The sequence below is a fragment of the Desulfatitalea alkaliphila genome (assembly GCF_022968795.1).
GTDB classification, from domain to species: domain Bacteria; phylum Desulfobacterota; class Desulfobacteria; order Desulfobacterales; family Desulfosarcinaceae; genus Desulfatitalea; species Desulfatitalea alkaliphila.
Genome location: NZ_JALJRB010000012.1, coordinates 37966 through 54656, shown reverse-complemented (window position 1 = coordinate 54656; position 16691 = coordinate 37966). Strand labels below are relative to the sequence as shown.

The window sequence follows — 16691 nt, the reverse complement described above, 5'->3', positions numbered from 1 at the left end:
AGTTTGTTCTGTAGGTTGCCGATGACCGTAACGAGCGGTGTACAACTGCCGACGCCCGACAGCGGGTGGAGAACCGGCCGGTCCGGTTCGCAGGCGTACTGATTCGAAACGGAAGCGCAACCGCATGGAACACGATGGCAAAAGGAGGTCCGGAATGAAAGTGGACGGCAATAACGGTACGGTGGAGCTGAGCGCCTACCTGCAGAATGTGCAGCGGCAACGCGCGGCGTCGGCCGGCTACGAGCGGCAGGAGGAGACCCGACCGGTGGCGGAAGGGGATCGCGTGGAGCTGTCCGAGCGCGCACGGGAAGTGCAGCAGGCCTCACGGGCAGCGCAGGCATTGCCCGAGGTGCGCGAGGAAAAAGTGGCGCAGGTCAAAATGGAAGTGGCCCAAGGCACCTACAATGTCAACGGCGAGCAGGCGGCCACGGCCATGTTGAAGGAATCCATGGAGAACGAAATGGTTCTCCAATCCATTGATGTCAGGGTGTAAGCAAATGGAGCAATGGGTGGAACAGCTGATCGAGGTGTTGGAACAAACCATGGCGTCTTACGGCCAACTGCCGGGCATCATCCGCGCCGAGCACGATGCCGCTATCCGCGCCGACCTGGGGGCCATCACAGCTTCCGGCGAACAGAAACAAGCGGTGGTGGCCCACATTCAAAAGCTCGAGCAACGGCGTGCCGGAGTGATGCACCGCCTGGCCGGGATGCTGGGCTTGCCCCCTGACCAAATGCGGCTTTCCGTCCTGACGGAGCGTGTTGAAACAGGGCAACAAGAACGGCTGCAGCAACTGCAAAACGAGCTGCAACCCCTCATCGAAGATGTCGCCAAGGCCAACCGTGAGTGCCGCGGCGTGATCGATCACTGCCTGCGGTTGGTCAAAAGCAACCTGGGATTTTTCCAACACTGGTCCGGCACCACCGATGTGTATGGGCAGTCCGGAAATATGTGCAATAGCGGGTTGCAGGTCGGACGGTTGGTGGTGCAGGGGTAAATAGAAGATAGTTTTAAGTGTTAAGTTTTAAGTTTTAAGTTAAGGAATTCTGTCGTTTAGAGTTTGTTGGGTTGATTGGGTTATTTTTGGGGGTGGGGTTATGCCGAATATAGCGGGACTTCTTCAGATTGGTCGGAGTGCGTTGTTGACGCAGCAGAAGGCCATCGACATTACGGGCAACAATATTGCCAATGTCAATACGCCCGGTTATTCGCGCCAGCGGTTGAACATGGAACAGGCGACGCCGGTGCGGGTGCTCAACACCACCATGAGCACGGGGGTGGTCGCCCAGCAGAAGATCCAGCGATTTCACGACCAGTTCGTCCAGTCCCAGATGAACACCGAAAACGAGAACCTGGGACGTTGGGAAGCCCAGCGCACCGCCCTGGAAAAGATCGAAGTGTTGTTCGACGAGGTGAGCGGCTACGGTTTGAGCACCGCCATGTCGGGCTTCTGGAATTCCTGGCAGGATCTGTCCAACAACCCCACCGGCCATGTGGAGCGCAACAGCGTGCTTTCGGCGGGCCAATACCTGACCAGCACCTTCAACCAGTTGAGCAAGAACATCCAGAACGCCCAGAAGGATATCAACACCAGCATCAACTCCGTGGTGACGGACATCAACCGTATGGCCGACCAGATCGCCGAATTGAACGGCAAGATCACCAAGGTGGAGGTGACGGGCCACAACGCCAACGACTACCGCGATCAGCGGGACCTGCTGGTGCTGGAGTTGGCCAAGCTGATCGACATCGAAAGTTTCGAGGACGGCGACGGCAACATGACCATCACGGTGGGCAACGGCAAGCCGCTTGTGGAGCGGGCGTTCACCTGGGACCTGGTCACCGAGAACATCGAGGGCAAGCAGAATGTGCACTGGAAGGACAGCAGCGGCAACACCCTGGACATCACCACCCACATCCAATCGGGCGAGCTGAAAGGGTGGATCGAGGCGAGGGATCGGGTGATCGAGGGCTACCTGGGCCGCCTGAACGTGCTGGCCGAGAATATGATTTCGGAGGTCAACGCCCTTCACGGCAGCGGGTACGGCATCGATGATGATGTGCAGCGCCCGTTTTTCGTTCCGGAAAGCGACGGCAACGCCCTGTCCATCGCCATCAACCCGGAGATCGTGGGCAACGTCAACCATATCGCGGCCGCCGGCCAGGCTTTTACCCCCGGCGACAACAGCAACGCCATCGCCACGGCCGAACTGCAAAACGCGCTCACCATGTCCGAGAATGCTTCCACCTTCGGTGATTTTTATGCCGCGCTGGTGGGGGATGTGGGTAACGACACCCGCCGCGCCGGATTGAACTTCGGGCACCAGACCGCCATGATGAAGCATTTGAGCAATTACCGCGAAGAGGTGGCGGGGGTTTCCCTGGACGAAGAGATGGTCAACCTGGTGCAGTATCAGCACGCCTACAATGCGGCGGCCAAACTGATCACCACCACCGACGAACTGATGCAGACCCTCATCGGTCTGGTGCGCTAGGCCGCGATAGGCCTGAAGGAGAGTACCGTGCGAATCAGCAACGCCATGATGGCGTCCAACATCAAGGGATACCTGTTGCAGCACACCCGCAACCTGCTCAGCGCACAGGAGCGCATCTCCAGCGGAAAAAGGATCAATCGCCCCTCGGACGACCCCATCGGCATGGGCCAGGTGCTCGGTTATCGCCAATCCATCAGCAACCTGGAACAGTACAACCGGAACATCGAGAACGGCAAGGTGCAGGTCGACAACATGGAGAGCATTCTCGATGCGGTGACCGAATTCCTGACCCAAGCCAAGAAGATCGCCGCCGACAGTGATCCGAACATGCGGGACACAATGGCCGACCAGGTAGCCAACATCCGCGAACAGGTCGTGCAACTGGCCAACTCCAAGCACAACGGCAACTATCTGTTCGCCGGTCATCAGGTGCACACCGAGCCCTTTGTCTTCGACCCGGTCGCAGATGGCTATATTTACAACGGAGACAGCGGCACCAAGGACTACATGATCGGCGAAGGGCTGCAATTGGGCCTGTTGACCGACGGCGCGGCGATTTTCCAGGGCGAGGAAGATGTCTTCGACGTCCTGATGGCACTGGAAGACGGCCTGCGGGCCGACGACGGCCAAGCCATCACCGATCAAATGGGCCGCATGACAGCGGTCATCGAAAACCTGAACGCCGTCCGGGCCACCAACGCCGGCCAGCACCAACGGCTGGTCGCCACCCAAAACCACAACAAACACTTCAAAGTCAACACCGAAGACATGCTCTCCCGCACCGAGGATACCGACCTGGCCGCGGCCATCATCGACTGGCAACTGCACCAGACGGCGTATGAAAGTACGTTGGCGACCTCGGCTAAGATGATTCAGCCGAGTTTGGTTGATTTTCTGCGATAAAGATAAAGATAGATTTAAGTGTTAAGTGTTAAGTTTTAAGTTAAGGAATTCTATCGATTGTAGGCGGTGGGGTGGATGGGCTGATGTGGCTTTTGAAGTTCTTTTGACTGCTCTCGGATGGTTATATCCGTAATGCCGATGACCTTCTGCTGCGCTACAAGGTCGGGTACCCCCGTAGGGGCACGGCATGCCGTGCCCGTGCGTGCCCCTACGGTGTGAGGTTTGCCCGCATGGGTTGAACGGGGCTACCCGGGCACGGCGTGCCGTGCCCCCACGGGTTGGTTGCGTGAAAGAACCCATCTGCCCGAACAACCCCCAACCATCTCTAACCGATAGAATTCCTTAACTTAAAACTTAAAACTTAACACTTAAAACGCTTTCTTTTGACCTACCTCGCCTGCGGCAAATTACTCAAAATAATCTCAACCCTCCGATTCTTCTCCCTCCCCCTACCCGTTTCATTGGTTGCGATGGGGCGGTATTCGCCGAAGCCCATGGTGGAGACGCGTCCGGGGTCCATGTCGGAGTTGGAGAGCATGAATTCCGCCACTGCGGCGGCGCGGGCGATGGACAGGCGCAGGTTGGTGGGGTAGCGGCCGCCGCGGATGGGTACATTGTCGGTGTGGCCGGATACAACGATGTCGCCCGGTTCCTTGGCCAGCACGCGGGCCAAGTCCCGCAGCAGGGGTTTGAGCTGATCGCGGATCTCATCACGACCTGATTCGAAGGTGCTCTCGCCCATGAAGCGCAGCAGGATCTGGTTTTCGTCCACCTCCAGATCGACTTGATCATTGAAGGACTCCAGCTGGGTGGAGAGCATATCGTCGATCTCCCGGCCCAGGTCTTCGCGTATGCGGGTTTCGATGATTTGCTGGTCGAAATCCTTGGCGATGATTTTCATCCCCTTGGGCATCTCCATCACCCGCTCCTTGCGCTGCACGCCGAAGGCGTTGAGCAGGGAGCCGGCCACCTGTTTATATTTTTGACGGTCGATTTCGGAAAAGGAGAGCAGCAGGACGAAAAAGCAGAGCAGCAGGCTCATCAGGTCGGCGAAGGTGACCACCCATTTGGCGGCCCCTTTCTCCTGCTTGGGCTTTGCTTCGAGAAAAGCGCCCATTATTCCACCTCGGCCACCGGTTCGGCCTGTGCTTCGACTTCTTTCTCCCTGTCGCGTTCCTTGGGGGAAAGAAAGATTTTAAGGGACTCTTCGAGCACCAGCGGCGAGACACCGCGGTTGATGCCGATGGCCGCTTCCACGATGATGCTCTTGTTGAGTTGCTCCTGTTCGCTGCGCAAGCTCAATTTCTCGGCCAGGGGTTGAAACAGGAAGTTGGCCAGCAGCACGCCGTAAAGCGTGGTCAACAGGGCGATGGCCATGGCCGGACCGATGTTGGACGGATCGTCCATGGAAGCCAGCATTTTCACCAGACCGATCAGGGTGCCGATCATGCCGAAAGCGGGTGCGCTCTCGGCCATTCCTTTGAACACATTCTGACCGATTTCATGACGGCGCACGGTCAGGCGGATATCCTTGTTGAGCATGTCCTCGATCAACCCTTCATCGAATCCGTCGGACAAATAGCGCAGGGCTTTGCCGGCGAAGGGGTCGGTGGCGGTCTCCTTTTCGAGGGCGATCAGGCCTTCTTTTTTGGCGATGCGGGTGAACCCCACCATCTCCTGGATGATCTCTTCCGGATCGGAGGCTTTGAAGGCAAAGGCCTTCAAGGCTACCCGGATGGAGTTGATCACATCGCTCATCTTGAACTTGATGAAGGTGGTGGCGATGGTGCCTCCGACCACAATGAGCAAACTCGGCGGGTTGACGAAGATGATCGCCGAGCCCCCCATTGCGATGGCCGATGCGATCAGCAGGGTGCCGCTGACCAGGCCGATGATGGTTGCGATGTCCATGACGCTTCCTTATTTTTTGACAAACACCTTGTTGGCTATATTGCCCATTTCGTAATAATGCTTTAGTTTTTTGATGATTTCTTCACTCAGCGGTGTATTGGGCGCCATGCAAAAGGCGCCGCTTTTCATCAGCACCTCTCGCGACAGCACCATGCCGGCTTCCAGCGATTCAATATCCACCATTCGATCAACCCGTTGGTTTTCTTTCTGCATCAACTCCAAGTTGGCCTCCAACAACAGCCCTATTAAATCGGGCCGCAGTTGATAGCCCCGGCAGCGTTGCAGCTGTTCGGGCACCCGCTTGGGGTCGACCCGCTCTCTGTGCACCAGGTCGTCGTAAAGCGAGGCCGCCGACACGATGGCCGCACCCACGGGAATCCGGTCTCCCTTCAGGCCGTCGGGAAAGCCGCGGCCGTTGTGTTGTTCGTGATGGGAGCGCACCAAGCGGGCCACCGGCCGCAGCAGGTCCGTGGCGCCCAGAACCGCTTCGCCCCGTTCGGCGTGGGAGCGGTACAGCATGCCTTCGCTGCCCGCCAGTTCCGTGCGCCGTTTCTTCAGGACCGCCGCCGGCAGACCGACCATGCCGATATCGTGGAGCATCCCGGCGGCTTCGACGACCGGGTAGGCCGCGGCATCCACTGCGGGATGCCGCTTGGCCAAGTGGAGGGCCAAGCGGCCGACGCGGCGGCAATGGGCGCCGACACTTTCGTCGTAGGCCTCGATCAGGCGGCTGAGGGTTTCCACGGTCTGGTAATAGTTGCGACGAATGACCAGCAACTTGCGGTCCAGATCCTGCCCGAGGGCGGACAGACGTTCCGCCAGGGCTGTCTTGCTGCGCAGGAGGGCGGCATCGATGGGGTGGGCACTCACATCGTGGAGGTCGAGGACGGGATAGGCACTGTCCCCATCCGGCCACGCGGCGCCTTCCGTCAACAGCAGCAGATAGGGCGTGCGGGTGTTCGCCGCCTCTTTGAGTCCGGTTAAAAATTCGTTCGTTTGCCCATCCGGCAGTGGATAGGCGGCCATGACCATGTCGACCCCATCGGCCGCAATGGTGTCCAGCGCCCGACGCGTCGCGGTCACCGCCGTTACGGTGTGCCCCCATTGGGTCAAAATTTTTTCCGAAGTCGCGGCCAGGGCCGTACTCAAACCAACTGCAACTATGTGCATGGACCGATTCCTTTCGCCCTGATATCCACTGCGGAACCGACTTGCGCAGCGACCGCAGCCGTGGAGCTCACTTGTATATCGGTTGATAAGGGCGGGGACTTGAGGGAGGGGCAACGGGGAGGAACCCTTGATGGTGCCCTTTGTGCGGGCGGACTTGTTTGGGTTGACTAAAGCATTTGGGCATTTCGGCCGATATGCGTTACAATGGAAATCATGAAAGGGAGCTGACCGACCAAAATTTCGACACACCTATTCCCTAAACGGTGAAATCCGCAATGTCGATGGAAATTCTGATCTCCGAAGATGACCTGCTTTCGCGCAGTTTGCTGAAAAAAATGGTCGAGGAAATGGGCCACCGGGTGGTGGTCACCGAAAACGGAATCCAGGCTTGGGAGCAAGTCCGGCAGCGATCGGTGCGCATGGTCGTCACCGATTGGATGATGCCCGAAATGGATGGCCTGACCCTGTGCCGCAACATCCGCGAAGCTCGTTTGGACCGGTATGTCTACATCATCATGCTGACCTCGCGGGATCATCAAAAGGACCTGGTGGCGGTTTTTCAAGCCGGCGCGGACGATTACATCAGCAAACCCTTCGATCCGGATGAGCTCCGGGCGCGCCTGCAAACCGGTCTGCGGGTGGTCGGCCTCGAAGAGGACCACCGCCGCATGAAACACGAGGTGCTGCGCTACGCCGCCCAGATCGAAGAAAAAAACAAACGCTTGGAGAATACGCTCAAGCGGTTGGAGGAGACCCAGGCGCAAATGGTTCACTCGGAAAAGATGGCCTCCATCGGCCAGCTCGCGGCGGGCGTGGCCCACGAGATTAACAACCCCACCGGCTTCGTGAGCAGTAATCTCAAGACCCTGGGCGACTACCAGAAAGAGCTGGTGGCGCTGATTACCAAATACCGCGAGTTGCTGGCGGCTTTGCAGGCGCGCGAAGCCCGATCACCCATTGGTGATGAAGCCCTCGCGACGGCCGTGGCCGCCGCGGTCGATTATGAGAAAGAGATCGATCTGGATTACCTGTTGTCCGATATCACCGACCTGATGGGCGATTGTCGGGAAGGCACCAACCGCATCAAGAAGATTGTGTTGGACCTGAAGGATTTCGCCCACCCGGGCGAGGATCGTTTGCAACCAACGGATATCAACAAAGGGTTGGATGCCACGCTCAATGTGGTCAACAACGAACTTAAATACAAGGCCGTCGTGGAAACCGATCTGGGCACGTTGCCCATGGTGCAGGGCTATCCGCACCAGTTGAACCAGGTCTTCATGAATATCCTGGTCAACGCGGCCCAGTCCATCGAGAAAAAAGGCCGCATTAAGGTGCGCACACGGCACGTTGATCGCTTTGTCGAAGTCACCATTGAGGACAACGGCTGCGGCATCGCCCCTGAACATTTGGGAAAAATCTTCGACCCCTTTTTCACCACCAAGGATGTGGGCAAGGGAACGGGATTGGGCATGAACATCGCTTACAACATCATCCACAAGCACAACGGCGCCATTGACGTGGACAGTACGCCGGGGTGCGGCACCACCTTCACGGTGCGCTTGCCGGTGATGGACGGGTAGGGGAGGAGCGGCACCGTGCCATTGACCCGCGATCACACTTTGCTGCTTGTCGATGACGAGATTTCCATCACCCGGGCCTTGCAAAGATTGTTTCGCAAGGAGGGGTACCGGATCCTGACGGCCCAGAGCGGTCCCGAAGCCTTGGAAGTGCTCGGCCGGCAGGAGCCGCCCGTCTCCATGATCATATCGGATCAACGCATGCCGGTGATGAACGGGGCCCAATTTCTGGAGCAGGCCAAGGATCTGCAACCCCGTGCCATTCGTTATCTGCTCACCGGTTATTCGGATCTGGAAGCGGTCATCCAGGCGGTCAACCGGGGCGAGATCCATCGTTATCTGTCCAAACCCTGGAACGATGAAGACCTGCTGCTGCAGGTGCGCCAGTCGTTGGAACACTTCGAGCTGCTTTCCGAAAACCAGCGCTTGACCGAGCTGACCATTGCGCAGAACCAGCAGCTCAGCCGGCTCAACCAGGAGCTTGAAGGCAAGGTGGCGGAACGCACTCGCCAAGTGGTGGAGAAAAGCGAAGCCCTGGCAGCGGCCAACCGGATGCTCGAAGAGAGTTTCATGGAAGTGGTGCGCCTGCTCTCTTCCACCGTGGAAGTGCTGAACCCTGACCTGGGTCGTTACATGCGGCAAGTGGCGCCGCTGTCCCGTAGGGTGGGGGAGGCCCTCGGCTTGTCCGGCAGCGAGCTGGATACTTTGGAAATGGCGGGCATGATTCACGACATCGGGCTGATCCATCTGCCGGAAGCCTTGTGGCGCAAGGAGGATGAGCAGCTCTCGGAGGAAGAGCGCCGACAGTTCATCGAACACCCCCGGATCGGCGCGCTGATTCTATCGCGCGTGGAGAAACTGACCGCCGTGGGGGAGATCGTGCTCCATCACCATGAACATGCAGACGGCAACGGATTCCCCAACGGCTTGCAGGCGGACCAAATTCCCTTGGCGTCGCGGGTGCTTCTGGCGGTTTCCGACTATTGCCACATGCTGGCCACATGGCCCCGGCAGGAAAAGAAACTGGCCGCTATGATTCGACGCCGTTTCGACCCCGCGGTGGTGGGCGAGGTCGCGTTGGATCAAGATCCCGAAACGCTGGTGCATGAGATGGCGGAGCGCAAATTGCTCCTGGAGGCGGGGAAAAAATATGACGTCAAGGTGGTGAATGCGCTGATTGCACAGCTCGGCACGGTTGGGCGCGAATTGCCTGAGATGGCTCTTCCCCTGGATCGCTTGCAAGCGGATATGGTGTTGATCCAAGACCTGCGGCTCAAGGACGGCCGCCTGCTGTTGACTCGCGGGGCGCGTTTGACGGCTTCATCCATCCGTTCGATCCAAACCATCGGACAGCGGGGAATGATCGACGAAACGGTGAAGGTCGCCCTGAACCCCCATCAGGGCTGATTGATGCTGGCGGCCATGTAGCCGGCGCCGAAACCGTTGTCGATATTGACCACCGCCACATTGGAACTGCAACTGGTGAGCATGCCGAAAAGGGCGGTCAGACCGCCCAGGTTCACCCCGTAACCGACACTGGTGGGCACGGCGATCACCGGTCGGCTGACCATGCCGGCCACCACGCTGGGCAGGGCGCCCTCCATGCCGGCCACCACGATCAATACCCGCGCCTCTTCGAGCAAGGACCGATGGGCCATCAAACGGTGAATACCGGCCACGCCCACATCGAACACCGATTTGACCACATTGCCCATGGCATCGGCCGTAAGGCACGCCTCCCGCGCCACCGGAATGTCCGATGTGCCGGCCGAAACCACCAGGATTGTGCCCAGCCCGGTCTTGGGCAGCGGCGCCCGCTGCCAAACGATCATGCGCGCCTCGGTATCGTAGCGCGCTTCGGCAAACCGCTCCAACACCGCCGCCGCCTTGACGGCATCCACCCGCGTCACGAGCAACACCTGCTCCTGAAGCTGCATCCGCTCCATGATCCCCACGATCTGCGCCGCCGATTTGCCCTCGCCGAAAATCACCTCCGGAAACCCCTTGCGCAAACTCCTGTGGTGGTCGATGTGCGCAAAATCGATATCCTCCATGGCCATATCCGCCAAGCGCTGCCGGGCCGCATCGATGTCCAGGCCACCGTCGGCAACCGCTTTCAGAATATCAGTCAATATGTCTTTGTTCATTTACACCTCTGATAGTGCCTGAATTGTATTTCCTTCTCGGCTATGTATCAGAGATAGTTTAAAGTTTGAACTTTAAACTATTTTTTCCACCGGCTACGCATCGCTCCACCGCCCCTTGCATTGAATTGCAGCAAAAGGTATACCCAGCACCCAAACACCATTTCCCGAAAATCAAGGACGGCATCCATGCGTATTGTGGCCATTATTCCCGCCCGTTACGGTTCCACCCGCTTCGAAGGCAAACCGCTGGCGCCGATTGCCGGCAAACCGATGATCCAGCATGTTTACGAGAGCGCCGCGCGGGCGCAGCGGGTGTCGGAGGTCGTGGTGGCCACGGACGATCAACGCATCGCCGATGCGGTGGGGCGCTTCGGCGGACGGGTGCGCATGACATCGGCTGAAAACCGATCCGGTACGGATCGTGTCGCCGAAGTTGCCGAGCAGATGGCCCTGGCGGGTGACGATATCGTCATCAATGTGCAAGGGGATCAACCGCTGGTGCGGTCCGCGTGTTTCGACGCCGTTGTGGCGCCGTTGTTGGCGGATGCCGATCTGGGCATGAGCACCCTGGCCTTCGTCATCCGGGATTGGCAAGAGTACACCAATCCCAAGGATTGCAAAGTGGTCATGGACCAAAACAGCAACGCCCTCTACTTCTCACGCGCCGCCATCCCCTTCGACCGCGACGGCCTGCCCGAGATGCAAGCCTTCAAACATCTGGGGGTCTACGCCTACACCCGGCGTTTTTTGGATGTTTTCCGTCAATTGCCCACCGGGCACCTGGAGCGGATGGAAAAACTGGAACAGCTGCGGGCGCTGGAATACGGCCACACCATCAAAGTGGTGATCACCCCTTACGACTCCCCCGAGGTGGATCTTCCCGAGGATATTGCACGCATCGAGAAGATGCTGACCGCCATGTAGCATTGCCTTTACCGCCGTTCCGCGCTATAAAAATTACATCATTTTCATTTCCAGGGAAGGAGAATCCCATTATGGTGGTTCGCACCTATCCGGAGTTCAGTACCCATTACCCCCTGCTGCTCAAAACCTTCATGCAACGACCGGTACGGCTCTATCCGGACCATATCGGTTTGGTCTATCGCAACCACATCAGCGCCGAATACCAACGCTTCACCTGGCGACAGTGGTACGCGCGCACTTGTCGCCTGGCCAATGCCCTGGCTCGTTTGGGCGTTCATGCGGGCAAGCCGGAAGCGCCGGGCGATCGCATCGGCACCATGGCGTTGAACACCCACCGGCACATGGAACTCTACTACGCCGTGCCGTGTTCGGGCGCCATGCTGCACTGCATCAATGTACGCCTGGCCGAGGAACACGTGGTGTACACCATCACCCACGCCGAAGACAAGGTACTGTTTTTCGACGATGTCCTGCTGCCCATGGTGGAAAGCGTCTACGACCGCATCAAGGATACGGTGCAAGCCTTCGTCTACATGTCCGACCAGCCCGGTTTGCCCGAAACCGTCATCGAGCCGCTGTACGCCTACGAGGAGCTGATCGCCGCGGAACCGTCCGATTTCGATTGGCCCTATCTGCACGAAGACACTTACGCCACCCTCTGCTACACCACCGCCACCACCGGACAACCCAAGGGCGCCATGTTCACCCATCGCGCCCTTTACCTGCAAACCCTGCACCTGACGGCACTGGCCAACTTCAACAACGACCCGCAGACCGAGCGCTTGGGGGAGAACGATGTGCCCATGATCACCACCCCCATGTTCCACATCCACGCTTGGAGCCAGCCCTTCGCCTATGTTTTCCGGGCCGCCAAGATCGTCCTGCCCGGTACTTTCACCGTTGAAGGTTTCTGCGACCTGGTGCAGACCGAGAAGGTGACCCATGCCGCGGTGGTGCCCACCATCCTGGCGCTGCTACTGGAATCCGATGAGATCGACCGCTACGACCTGTCCAGTCTGGTGTCCCTGGGCGTCGGCGGCGGTGCGCTGCCGCTGGGTCTGAAGGAAAAAATCGAAAAACGGATCCCCAACATGCGCGCCGCCTCGGGCTACGGGATGACCGAAACCGCGCCGGTCTCCGTCACCGCCTTCGTCAAGAAGCACATGCACGACTGGCCCGTGGAGAAATTGGATCAAGTGCGCGTCAAGACCGGATTGCCCGTTCCCGGCCTGGAAGTGGAGGTGCTGGACGGCGATGGCGTACCGGTGCCGCGGGACAATAAAACCATCGGCGAAATCGTGGTGCGCGGCCCCTGGGTGATGGAAAAATACTTCAAGGACCCGCGCAAGACCGCCGAGGTGTGGTATGGCGATTGGTTTCACACCGGAGATCTGGCCACCGTTGACGACGAGCAGTTTCTGACCATCGTCGACCGCATGTCCGACGTGATCCGCAGCGGCTCGGAGATGGTGCCCACCGTTTTACTGGAAAACCTGGCCGCCATGGCCGACTTTGTTCTGGAGGCCACGGTGGTGGGCGTTCCGGACCCAGTGTGGGGGGAGAAGGCCATGGCCGTAGTCAAGCTGGTGGCCGGCAGCGACAAAGGGCCCCACGACCTGATCGCTTTCCTCAAAGCCGAGGGGGTCGAAAAGGGCAAAATCACCAAGTGGATGTTGCCCAAGCTGGTGGCCATCGTCGACGAGATTCCCAAAACCAGCGTCGGCAAATTCAGCAAGCGCCTCATCCGCAACCGCCTGGACAAATTTCTGGCCAAGGCGGTGGAGGTATAGGTAGGGGCACGGCATGCCGTGCCCTTGCACCGAAGCCCTACAGGCACCGTATACCGCACCCTTGCGACGACTCAGGGCTCGCGAAAGAATAAATTCGCATTTTAGGCGCCCGGATTTGAATCGGATTGGTTTGATCAGCGGTTTCAAAACCGGAGGCATAGCGAGCTATTCCGAGGATTTTGAATCCGCTGATCAAACCAAGACGGCCTGAAGCAGGGATGCATAAAAGGGGAAGTTGTTTTTTCGCGAGCACCAACCGGCCACCCGCCGCTATTCGATTACCTGTGTCTCCAATTCCTCGTCCTGGGCGGACCGCGGTGCGGGCGACGGGGCGGGTGGGGCGGGTGCAGGCGTGCGGGTTGGCGTCTGTGACAGCCTGCCTTCCAGCGCCTCCAGCCGCTTTTGGAGCGCATTGATCTCCGCCTTGAGATTGGTTTCGATCTTCAGGGCTTCCAGCCGCAGCGGCAAGTCCAGCCCCTGCTTGTCGAGCTTGCGCTCGTCCATCGCCTTGAGCTGTTTTTCCAGTTCCGCCATGCGCGGCGCGGTGGTCGAGAGCGTTTCGCCCTGTTGCACCACCTGGGTCTGCAACTCTTTCATCAAGGCGTTGTTTTCCTTGGCGGTTTTGTCGGCGGCCGCCACCGTCGCGGCTACCGCCTGGATTTCTTTCTCCAGTGACGCCCGCACCGCGTCCAGGCGCTTTTGGTCCAGGGCGATGCCCCGCAGTTCGTTCAAGGCGTCATGCATCTTTTCGAAACGCACCTGGATGCCGGCCATGGCGTGGTCGTTACTGGCGGTCAGTTGCGCCAGATCCTCCTCCAACTGCGCCTGGCGCAAGGAGAGAGAGGAAAAGCGGGATTCCAGGTCGCTGGAAAGCTTGCGAAACTCGATGGCGCCGCTGTCTTCCGTCTGCACCACCCGTTTTTTCATGTCCAGGTAGGCAATCACCAACACCACCACGATCAGTACAGGGATGATGATGGAGATCAGGGTCACCCGCTGACTGATCTTTTCCAGCCGCAGCTCGTTGATTTCCGATGCGACGGGGGTTTCCTCCACGTCATCGCCGTTGGCATCGATGCGCATCTTGAACTGTTCGCCGCCTTCCTCCAACGGGTCCTTGTCGTCCGGTCTGTCCGTCATGATCCTGTCATTCCCATTCGATGGTGCTTGGCGGTTTGGAGCTGATATCGTAGACCACGCGGTTCACGCCGCGTACTTCGTTGATGATCCGGTTGGAAATACGGCCCAGCAGGTCGTGGGGCAGACGCGCCCAGTCGGCGGTCATGGCGTCCTTGCTGGTAACCGCCCGGATGGCCACGATGTGCTCGTAAGTGCGGCTGTCGCCCATGATGCCGACACTTTTGATGGGCAGCAGCACGGCGAAAGATTGCCACAATTTGCGGTAATAGCCGGCCGCCTTGATCTCTTCGACCAGCACATGATCCACTTCCCGCAGAATGTTCAAGCGCCTCTCCGACACCTCGCCGATGACGCGGATCGCCAGGCCCGGCCCCGGGAAGGGCTGTCGCCATACCAGCTCCGGATCGAGGCCCAGCTGCTTGCCCAGCTTGCGCACCTCGTCCTTGAACAGGTATTGTAGCGGTTCGATCAACTTGAGCTTCATCCGTTTGGGCAGGCCGCCCACGTTGTGGTGGGACTTGATCACCGCCGAGGGGCCGCCGAAGGCCGAGCGGGACTCGATCACGTCCGGATAGAGGGTGCCCTGGGCCAGGAAATCGGCCCCCTCGATCTTGCGGGCTTCGGCTTCGAACACCTCCATGAAACGTTTGCCGATGATTTTGCGCTTGCGTTCCGGCTCGCTCACCTTGGCCAGGGCCTTCAAGAACAGACTGCGCGCATTGACGAAGCGAATGTTGATCTGCAAGTGATCTTTAAAGGTTTTCTTGAGTTTCCTGGCCTCGTCCATTCGCAGCAACCCGTTGTCCACGAAAATGCAGGTCAACTGGTGGCCGATGGCTCTGTGGATCAGCATCGCGGTCACCGACGAGTCCACCCCGCCGCTCAATCCCAGAATCACCTTGCGATCACCCACCTGGCGCCGTATATCCGCTATCGCCCGGCGGGCGAAGGCCTTCATGGTCCAGTTGCGTTTGCAGCCGCACACATCGAACAGAAAGTTGCGCAACATCGTCTTGCCCTTGGGGGTGTGCACCACCTCGGGGTGAAACTGCAGGCCGTAGAACCGTCGGCCATAATCGGCCGCCGCCGCCACTGGCGTGTTCTCGGTATCGGCGGTGACGGCAAACCCTTGGGGCACGCGGGAAATGGAATCGCCGTGGCTCATCCAAACCGTATTGCGATCCGGCACATCCTTGAAAAGGGGGTCGGTGTGTTGAATCCGCAGCTCGGCAAAACCATATTCCCGTTTCTGCGATTTGCGCACCTCGCCCCCCAGGGTGTCCACCATGAACTGCATGCCGTAGCAGATGCCCAAAACCGGCAATCCCAAATCGAAAACCCCGGGGTCCATGCGCGGGCTGTCGGCCGCGTAGATGCTCGATGGCCCCCCGGAGAGCACAATGCCTTGGGGATCAAGCTCCCGAATACGCTCCAGGGAGACGGTGGGCGGCTCGATGTTGCAATAAACCCCGCATTCACGCACGCGCCGGGCGATCAACTGATTGAACTGCGATCCGAAGTCGATGATCAGAATCATGGAAGGCCTTTTTGAATTTATACAATAAAGAAAAGCAGTTAAACCACTTTCAAGACACGGCGAATATGAAAGAACCCGCCGCAAAAGTCAAGCACAAACCATCTTTCAATTGACAGCATTCCTTGCTTTAAACTTTTAACTTTAAACTTTAAACTGTCTTTATAACGATCTAACCTGCCAACCAACGCACCCCAATCCTCCCTTGTCATCCCCGAACGTTTATGCTACCAGCAGTCGCCATATCACGAGGTATAAATGAAAATTCAGATCTACGAAATTCAAACCGTTGCCGAGGCCCGGACCATGTTGGAACTGGGCGTGGACCACATCGGCAGCGTGCTGGTTTCCTCGGACCAGTGGCGCGACGAACCGTTGCAGGAGGCCATTGCGACGGTTCGGGCGGCAGGGGCCAAGAGCAGTTTGATTCCCTTGTTTCAAGACGTGGACGTCATCGGCCGGGCCATTGATTTTTACCATCCCGACATTATCCATTTCTGTGATGCCTTGCCTTCCGCCAACGTAGAAGATCCGACGGTGGCCGCGGCCCTCGAATTGCAGCGGCAAATTCGCCGGCGGTTTCCCGATGTGGCCGTCATGCGCTCCATTGCCATCGGCGAGCAGGGCCGTGGCGATGCCTTGCCGTCCCTGGCGCTGGCGGAACTGTTCGAACCGTTGAGCGACTGGTTTCTGACCGACACCGTGTTGTGCGACAAGAATGGTGGCGACGGGCCGGACGAGCAGCCGGTCAGCGGATTCGTGGGCATCACCGGTCGCATTTGCGATTGGGGGGTGGCCCGCGAACTGGTGCGCCGCAGTGCCGTTCCGGTGATTCTGGCCGGCGGTATCGGCCCTCATAACGTGCGTGCGGGCATCGCGCAGGTGGGGCCGGCAGGGGTGGACAGTTGTACCTTGACCAACGCCGTTGATGCCCGGGGACGCCCCATCCGTTTCAAAAAAGACCCGCGCAAAGTGGGGGCCATGGTGAGCGCTGTTCGCGAGACGGTGGCCCTGGCGGGCGGCGATGCATCGATAGGACAGCAGCGTTTTAACGTTCAACGACCAACGATATGATGACGGGAAGGGAGATCCTGTA

Annotated in this window: 15 protein-coding genes; 9 read left to right on the top strand and 6 right to left on the bottom strand. The window is 58.8% G+C overall.

Going from position 1 to position 16691, the window contains the following annotated elements; translation table 11 throughout:
• The first annotated feature begins 154 nt into the window (after window positions 1-154).
• The 4 genes from flgM to flgL all read left to right on the top strand — a co-directional run bounded on the left by flgM (window position 155) and on the right by flgL (window position 3399).
• Window positions 155-493: a flagellar biosynthesis anti-sigma factor FlgM gene (gene flgM / locus MRX98_RS11920; protein ID WP_246908364.1), complete on the top strand. Its 339-nt coding sequence runs from the start codon at window positions 155-157 to the stop codon at window positions 491-493.
• A 16-nt stretch (window positions 494-509) separates the two neighbouring features.
• Window positions 510-998, top strand: a complete 489-nt coding sequence (locus MRX98_RS11915; RefSeq protein ID WP_246908362.1) for a flagellar protein FlgN — start codon at window positions 510-512, stop codon at window positions 996-998.
• Window positions 999-1098: 100 nt separating this feature from the next.
• Entirely contained in the window at window positions 1099-2496 is a 1398-nt protein-coding gene (flgK, locus tag MRX98_RS11910) for a flagellar hook-associated protein FlgK (protein ID WP_281432325.1), read from the top strand.
• Between the two features lie 27 nt (window positions 2497-2523).
• Window positions 2524-3399 carry a flagellar hook-associated protein FlgL gene (flgL, locus tag MRX98_RS11905; protein ID WP_246908357.1) on the top strand — a complete coding sequence of 292 codons (876 nt, stop codon included), beginning with the start codon at window positions 2524-2526 and terminating at the stop codon, window positions 3397-3399.
• A gap of 388 nt (window positions 3400-3787) precedes the next feature.
• Here the strand turns inward: flgL and MRX98_RS11900 are convergent, their stop codons facing one another.
• From MRX98_RS11900 to MRX98_RS11890, 3 genes are read right to left on the bottom strand one after another with little or no spacing between them, the layout of a single operon-like run.
• Entirely contained in the window at window positions 3788-4516 is a 729-nt protein-coding gene (locus tag MRX98_RS11900) for a flagellar motor protein MotB (RefSeq protein WP_246908354.1), read from the bottom strand.
• Window positions 4516-5310 carry a motility protein A gene (locus tag MRX98_RS11895; RefSeq protein ID WP_246908351.1) on the bottom strand — a complete coding sequence of 265 codons (795 nt, stop codon included), beginning with the start codon at window positions 5308-5310 and terminating at the stop codon, window positions 4516-4518. The genes MRX98_RS11900 and MRX98_RS11895 overlap by 1 nt, the downstream gene beginning before the upstream one ends.
• Window positions 5311-5319: 9 nt before the next feature.
• Window positions 5320-6480, bottom strand: a complete 1161-nt coding sequence (locus tag MRX98_RS11890; protein ID WP_246908337.1) for an HD-GYP domain-containing protein — start codon at window positions 6478-6480, stop codon at window positions 5320-5322.
• A 275-nt stretch (window positions 6481-6755) separates the two neighbouring features.
• On the opposite strand from MRX98_RS11890, the gene MRX98_RS22030 reads away from it, so the two are divergent.
• Window positions 6756-8063 (top strand): response regulator, encoded by a 1308-nt coding sequence (locus MRX98_RS22030; RefSeq protein WP_281432324.1) that lies wholly within the window; start codon window positions 6756-6758, stop codon window positions 8061-8063.
• A gap of 15 nt (window positions 8064-8078) precedes the next feature.
• Entirely contained in the window at window positions 8079-9467 is a 1389-nt protein-coding gene (locus tag MRX98_RS11870) for an HD domain-containing phosphohydrolase (RefSeq protein ID WP_246908334.1), read from the top strand.
• On the opposite strand, the gene larB is transcribed toward MRX98_RS11870, so the two are convergent.
• Window positions 9458-10207 carry a nickel pincer cofactor biosynthesis protein LarB gene (gene larB, locus MRX98_RS11865; RefSeq protein ID WP_246908331.1) on the bottom strand — a complete coding sequence of 250 codons (750 nt, stop codon included), beginning with the start codon at window positions 10205-10207 and terminating at the stop codon, window positions 9458-9460. The two genes, MRX98_RS11870 and larB, sit on opposite strands and share 10 nt — an antisense overlap.
• A 186-nt stretch (window positions 10208-10393) precedes the next feature.
• Between larB and kdsB the strand changes: the two genes are divergently transcribed.
• Window positions 10394-11131, top strand: a complete 738-nt coding sequence (kdsB, locus tag MRX98_RS11860; protein WP_246908304.1) for a 3-deoxy-manno-octulosonate cytidylyltransferase — start codon at window positions 10394-10396, stop codon at window positions 11129-11131.
• Window positions 11132-11202: 71 nt separating this feature from the next.
• Window positions 11203-12921 (top strand): long-chain-fatty-acid--CoA ligase, encoded by a 1719-nt coding sequence (locus tag MRX98_RS11855; RefSeq protein WP_246908300.1) that lies wholly within the window; start codon window positions 11203-11205, stop codon window positions 12919-12921.
• Between the two features lie 270 nt (window positions 12922-13191).
• Here MRX98_RS11855 and MRX98_RS11850 read toward each other — a convergent pair whose 3' ends face one another.
• Both MRX98_RS11850 and guaA read right to left on the bottom strand, forming a co-directional pair.
• Window positions 13192-14061 carry a hypothetical protein gene (locus MRX98_RS11850; protein WP_246908297.1) on the bottom strand — a complete coding sequence of 290 codons (870 nt, stop codon included), beginning with the start codon at window positions 14059-14061 and terminating at the stop codon, window positions 13192-13194.
• Between the two features lie 7 nt (window positions 14062-14068).
• Entirely contained in the window at window positions 14069-15598 is a 1530-nt protein-coding gene (guaA, locus tag MRX98_RS11845; protein WP_246908294.1) for a glutamine-hydrolyzing GMP synthase, read from the bottom strand.
• 255 nt (window positions 15599-15853) lie between these two features.
• Here guaA and MRX98_RS11840 point away from each other — a divergent pair, with 255 nt between their 5' ends.
• The gene (locus MRX98_RS11840; RefSeq protein WP_246908187.1) at window positions 15854-16669 is read left to right on the top strand and encodes a phosphoribosylanthranilate isomerase; all 816 of its coding nucleotides are present in this window, start codon (window positions 15854-15856) and stop codon (window positions 16667-16669) included.
• Window positions 16670-16691 lie beyond the last annotated feature (22 nt).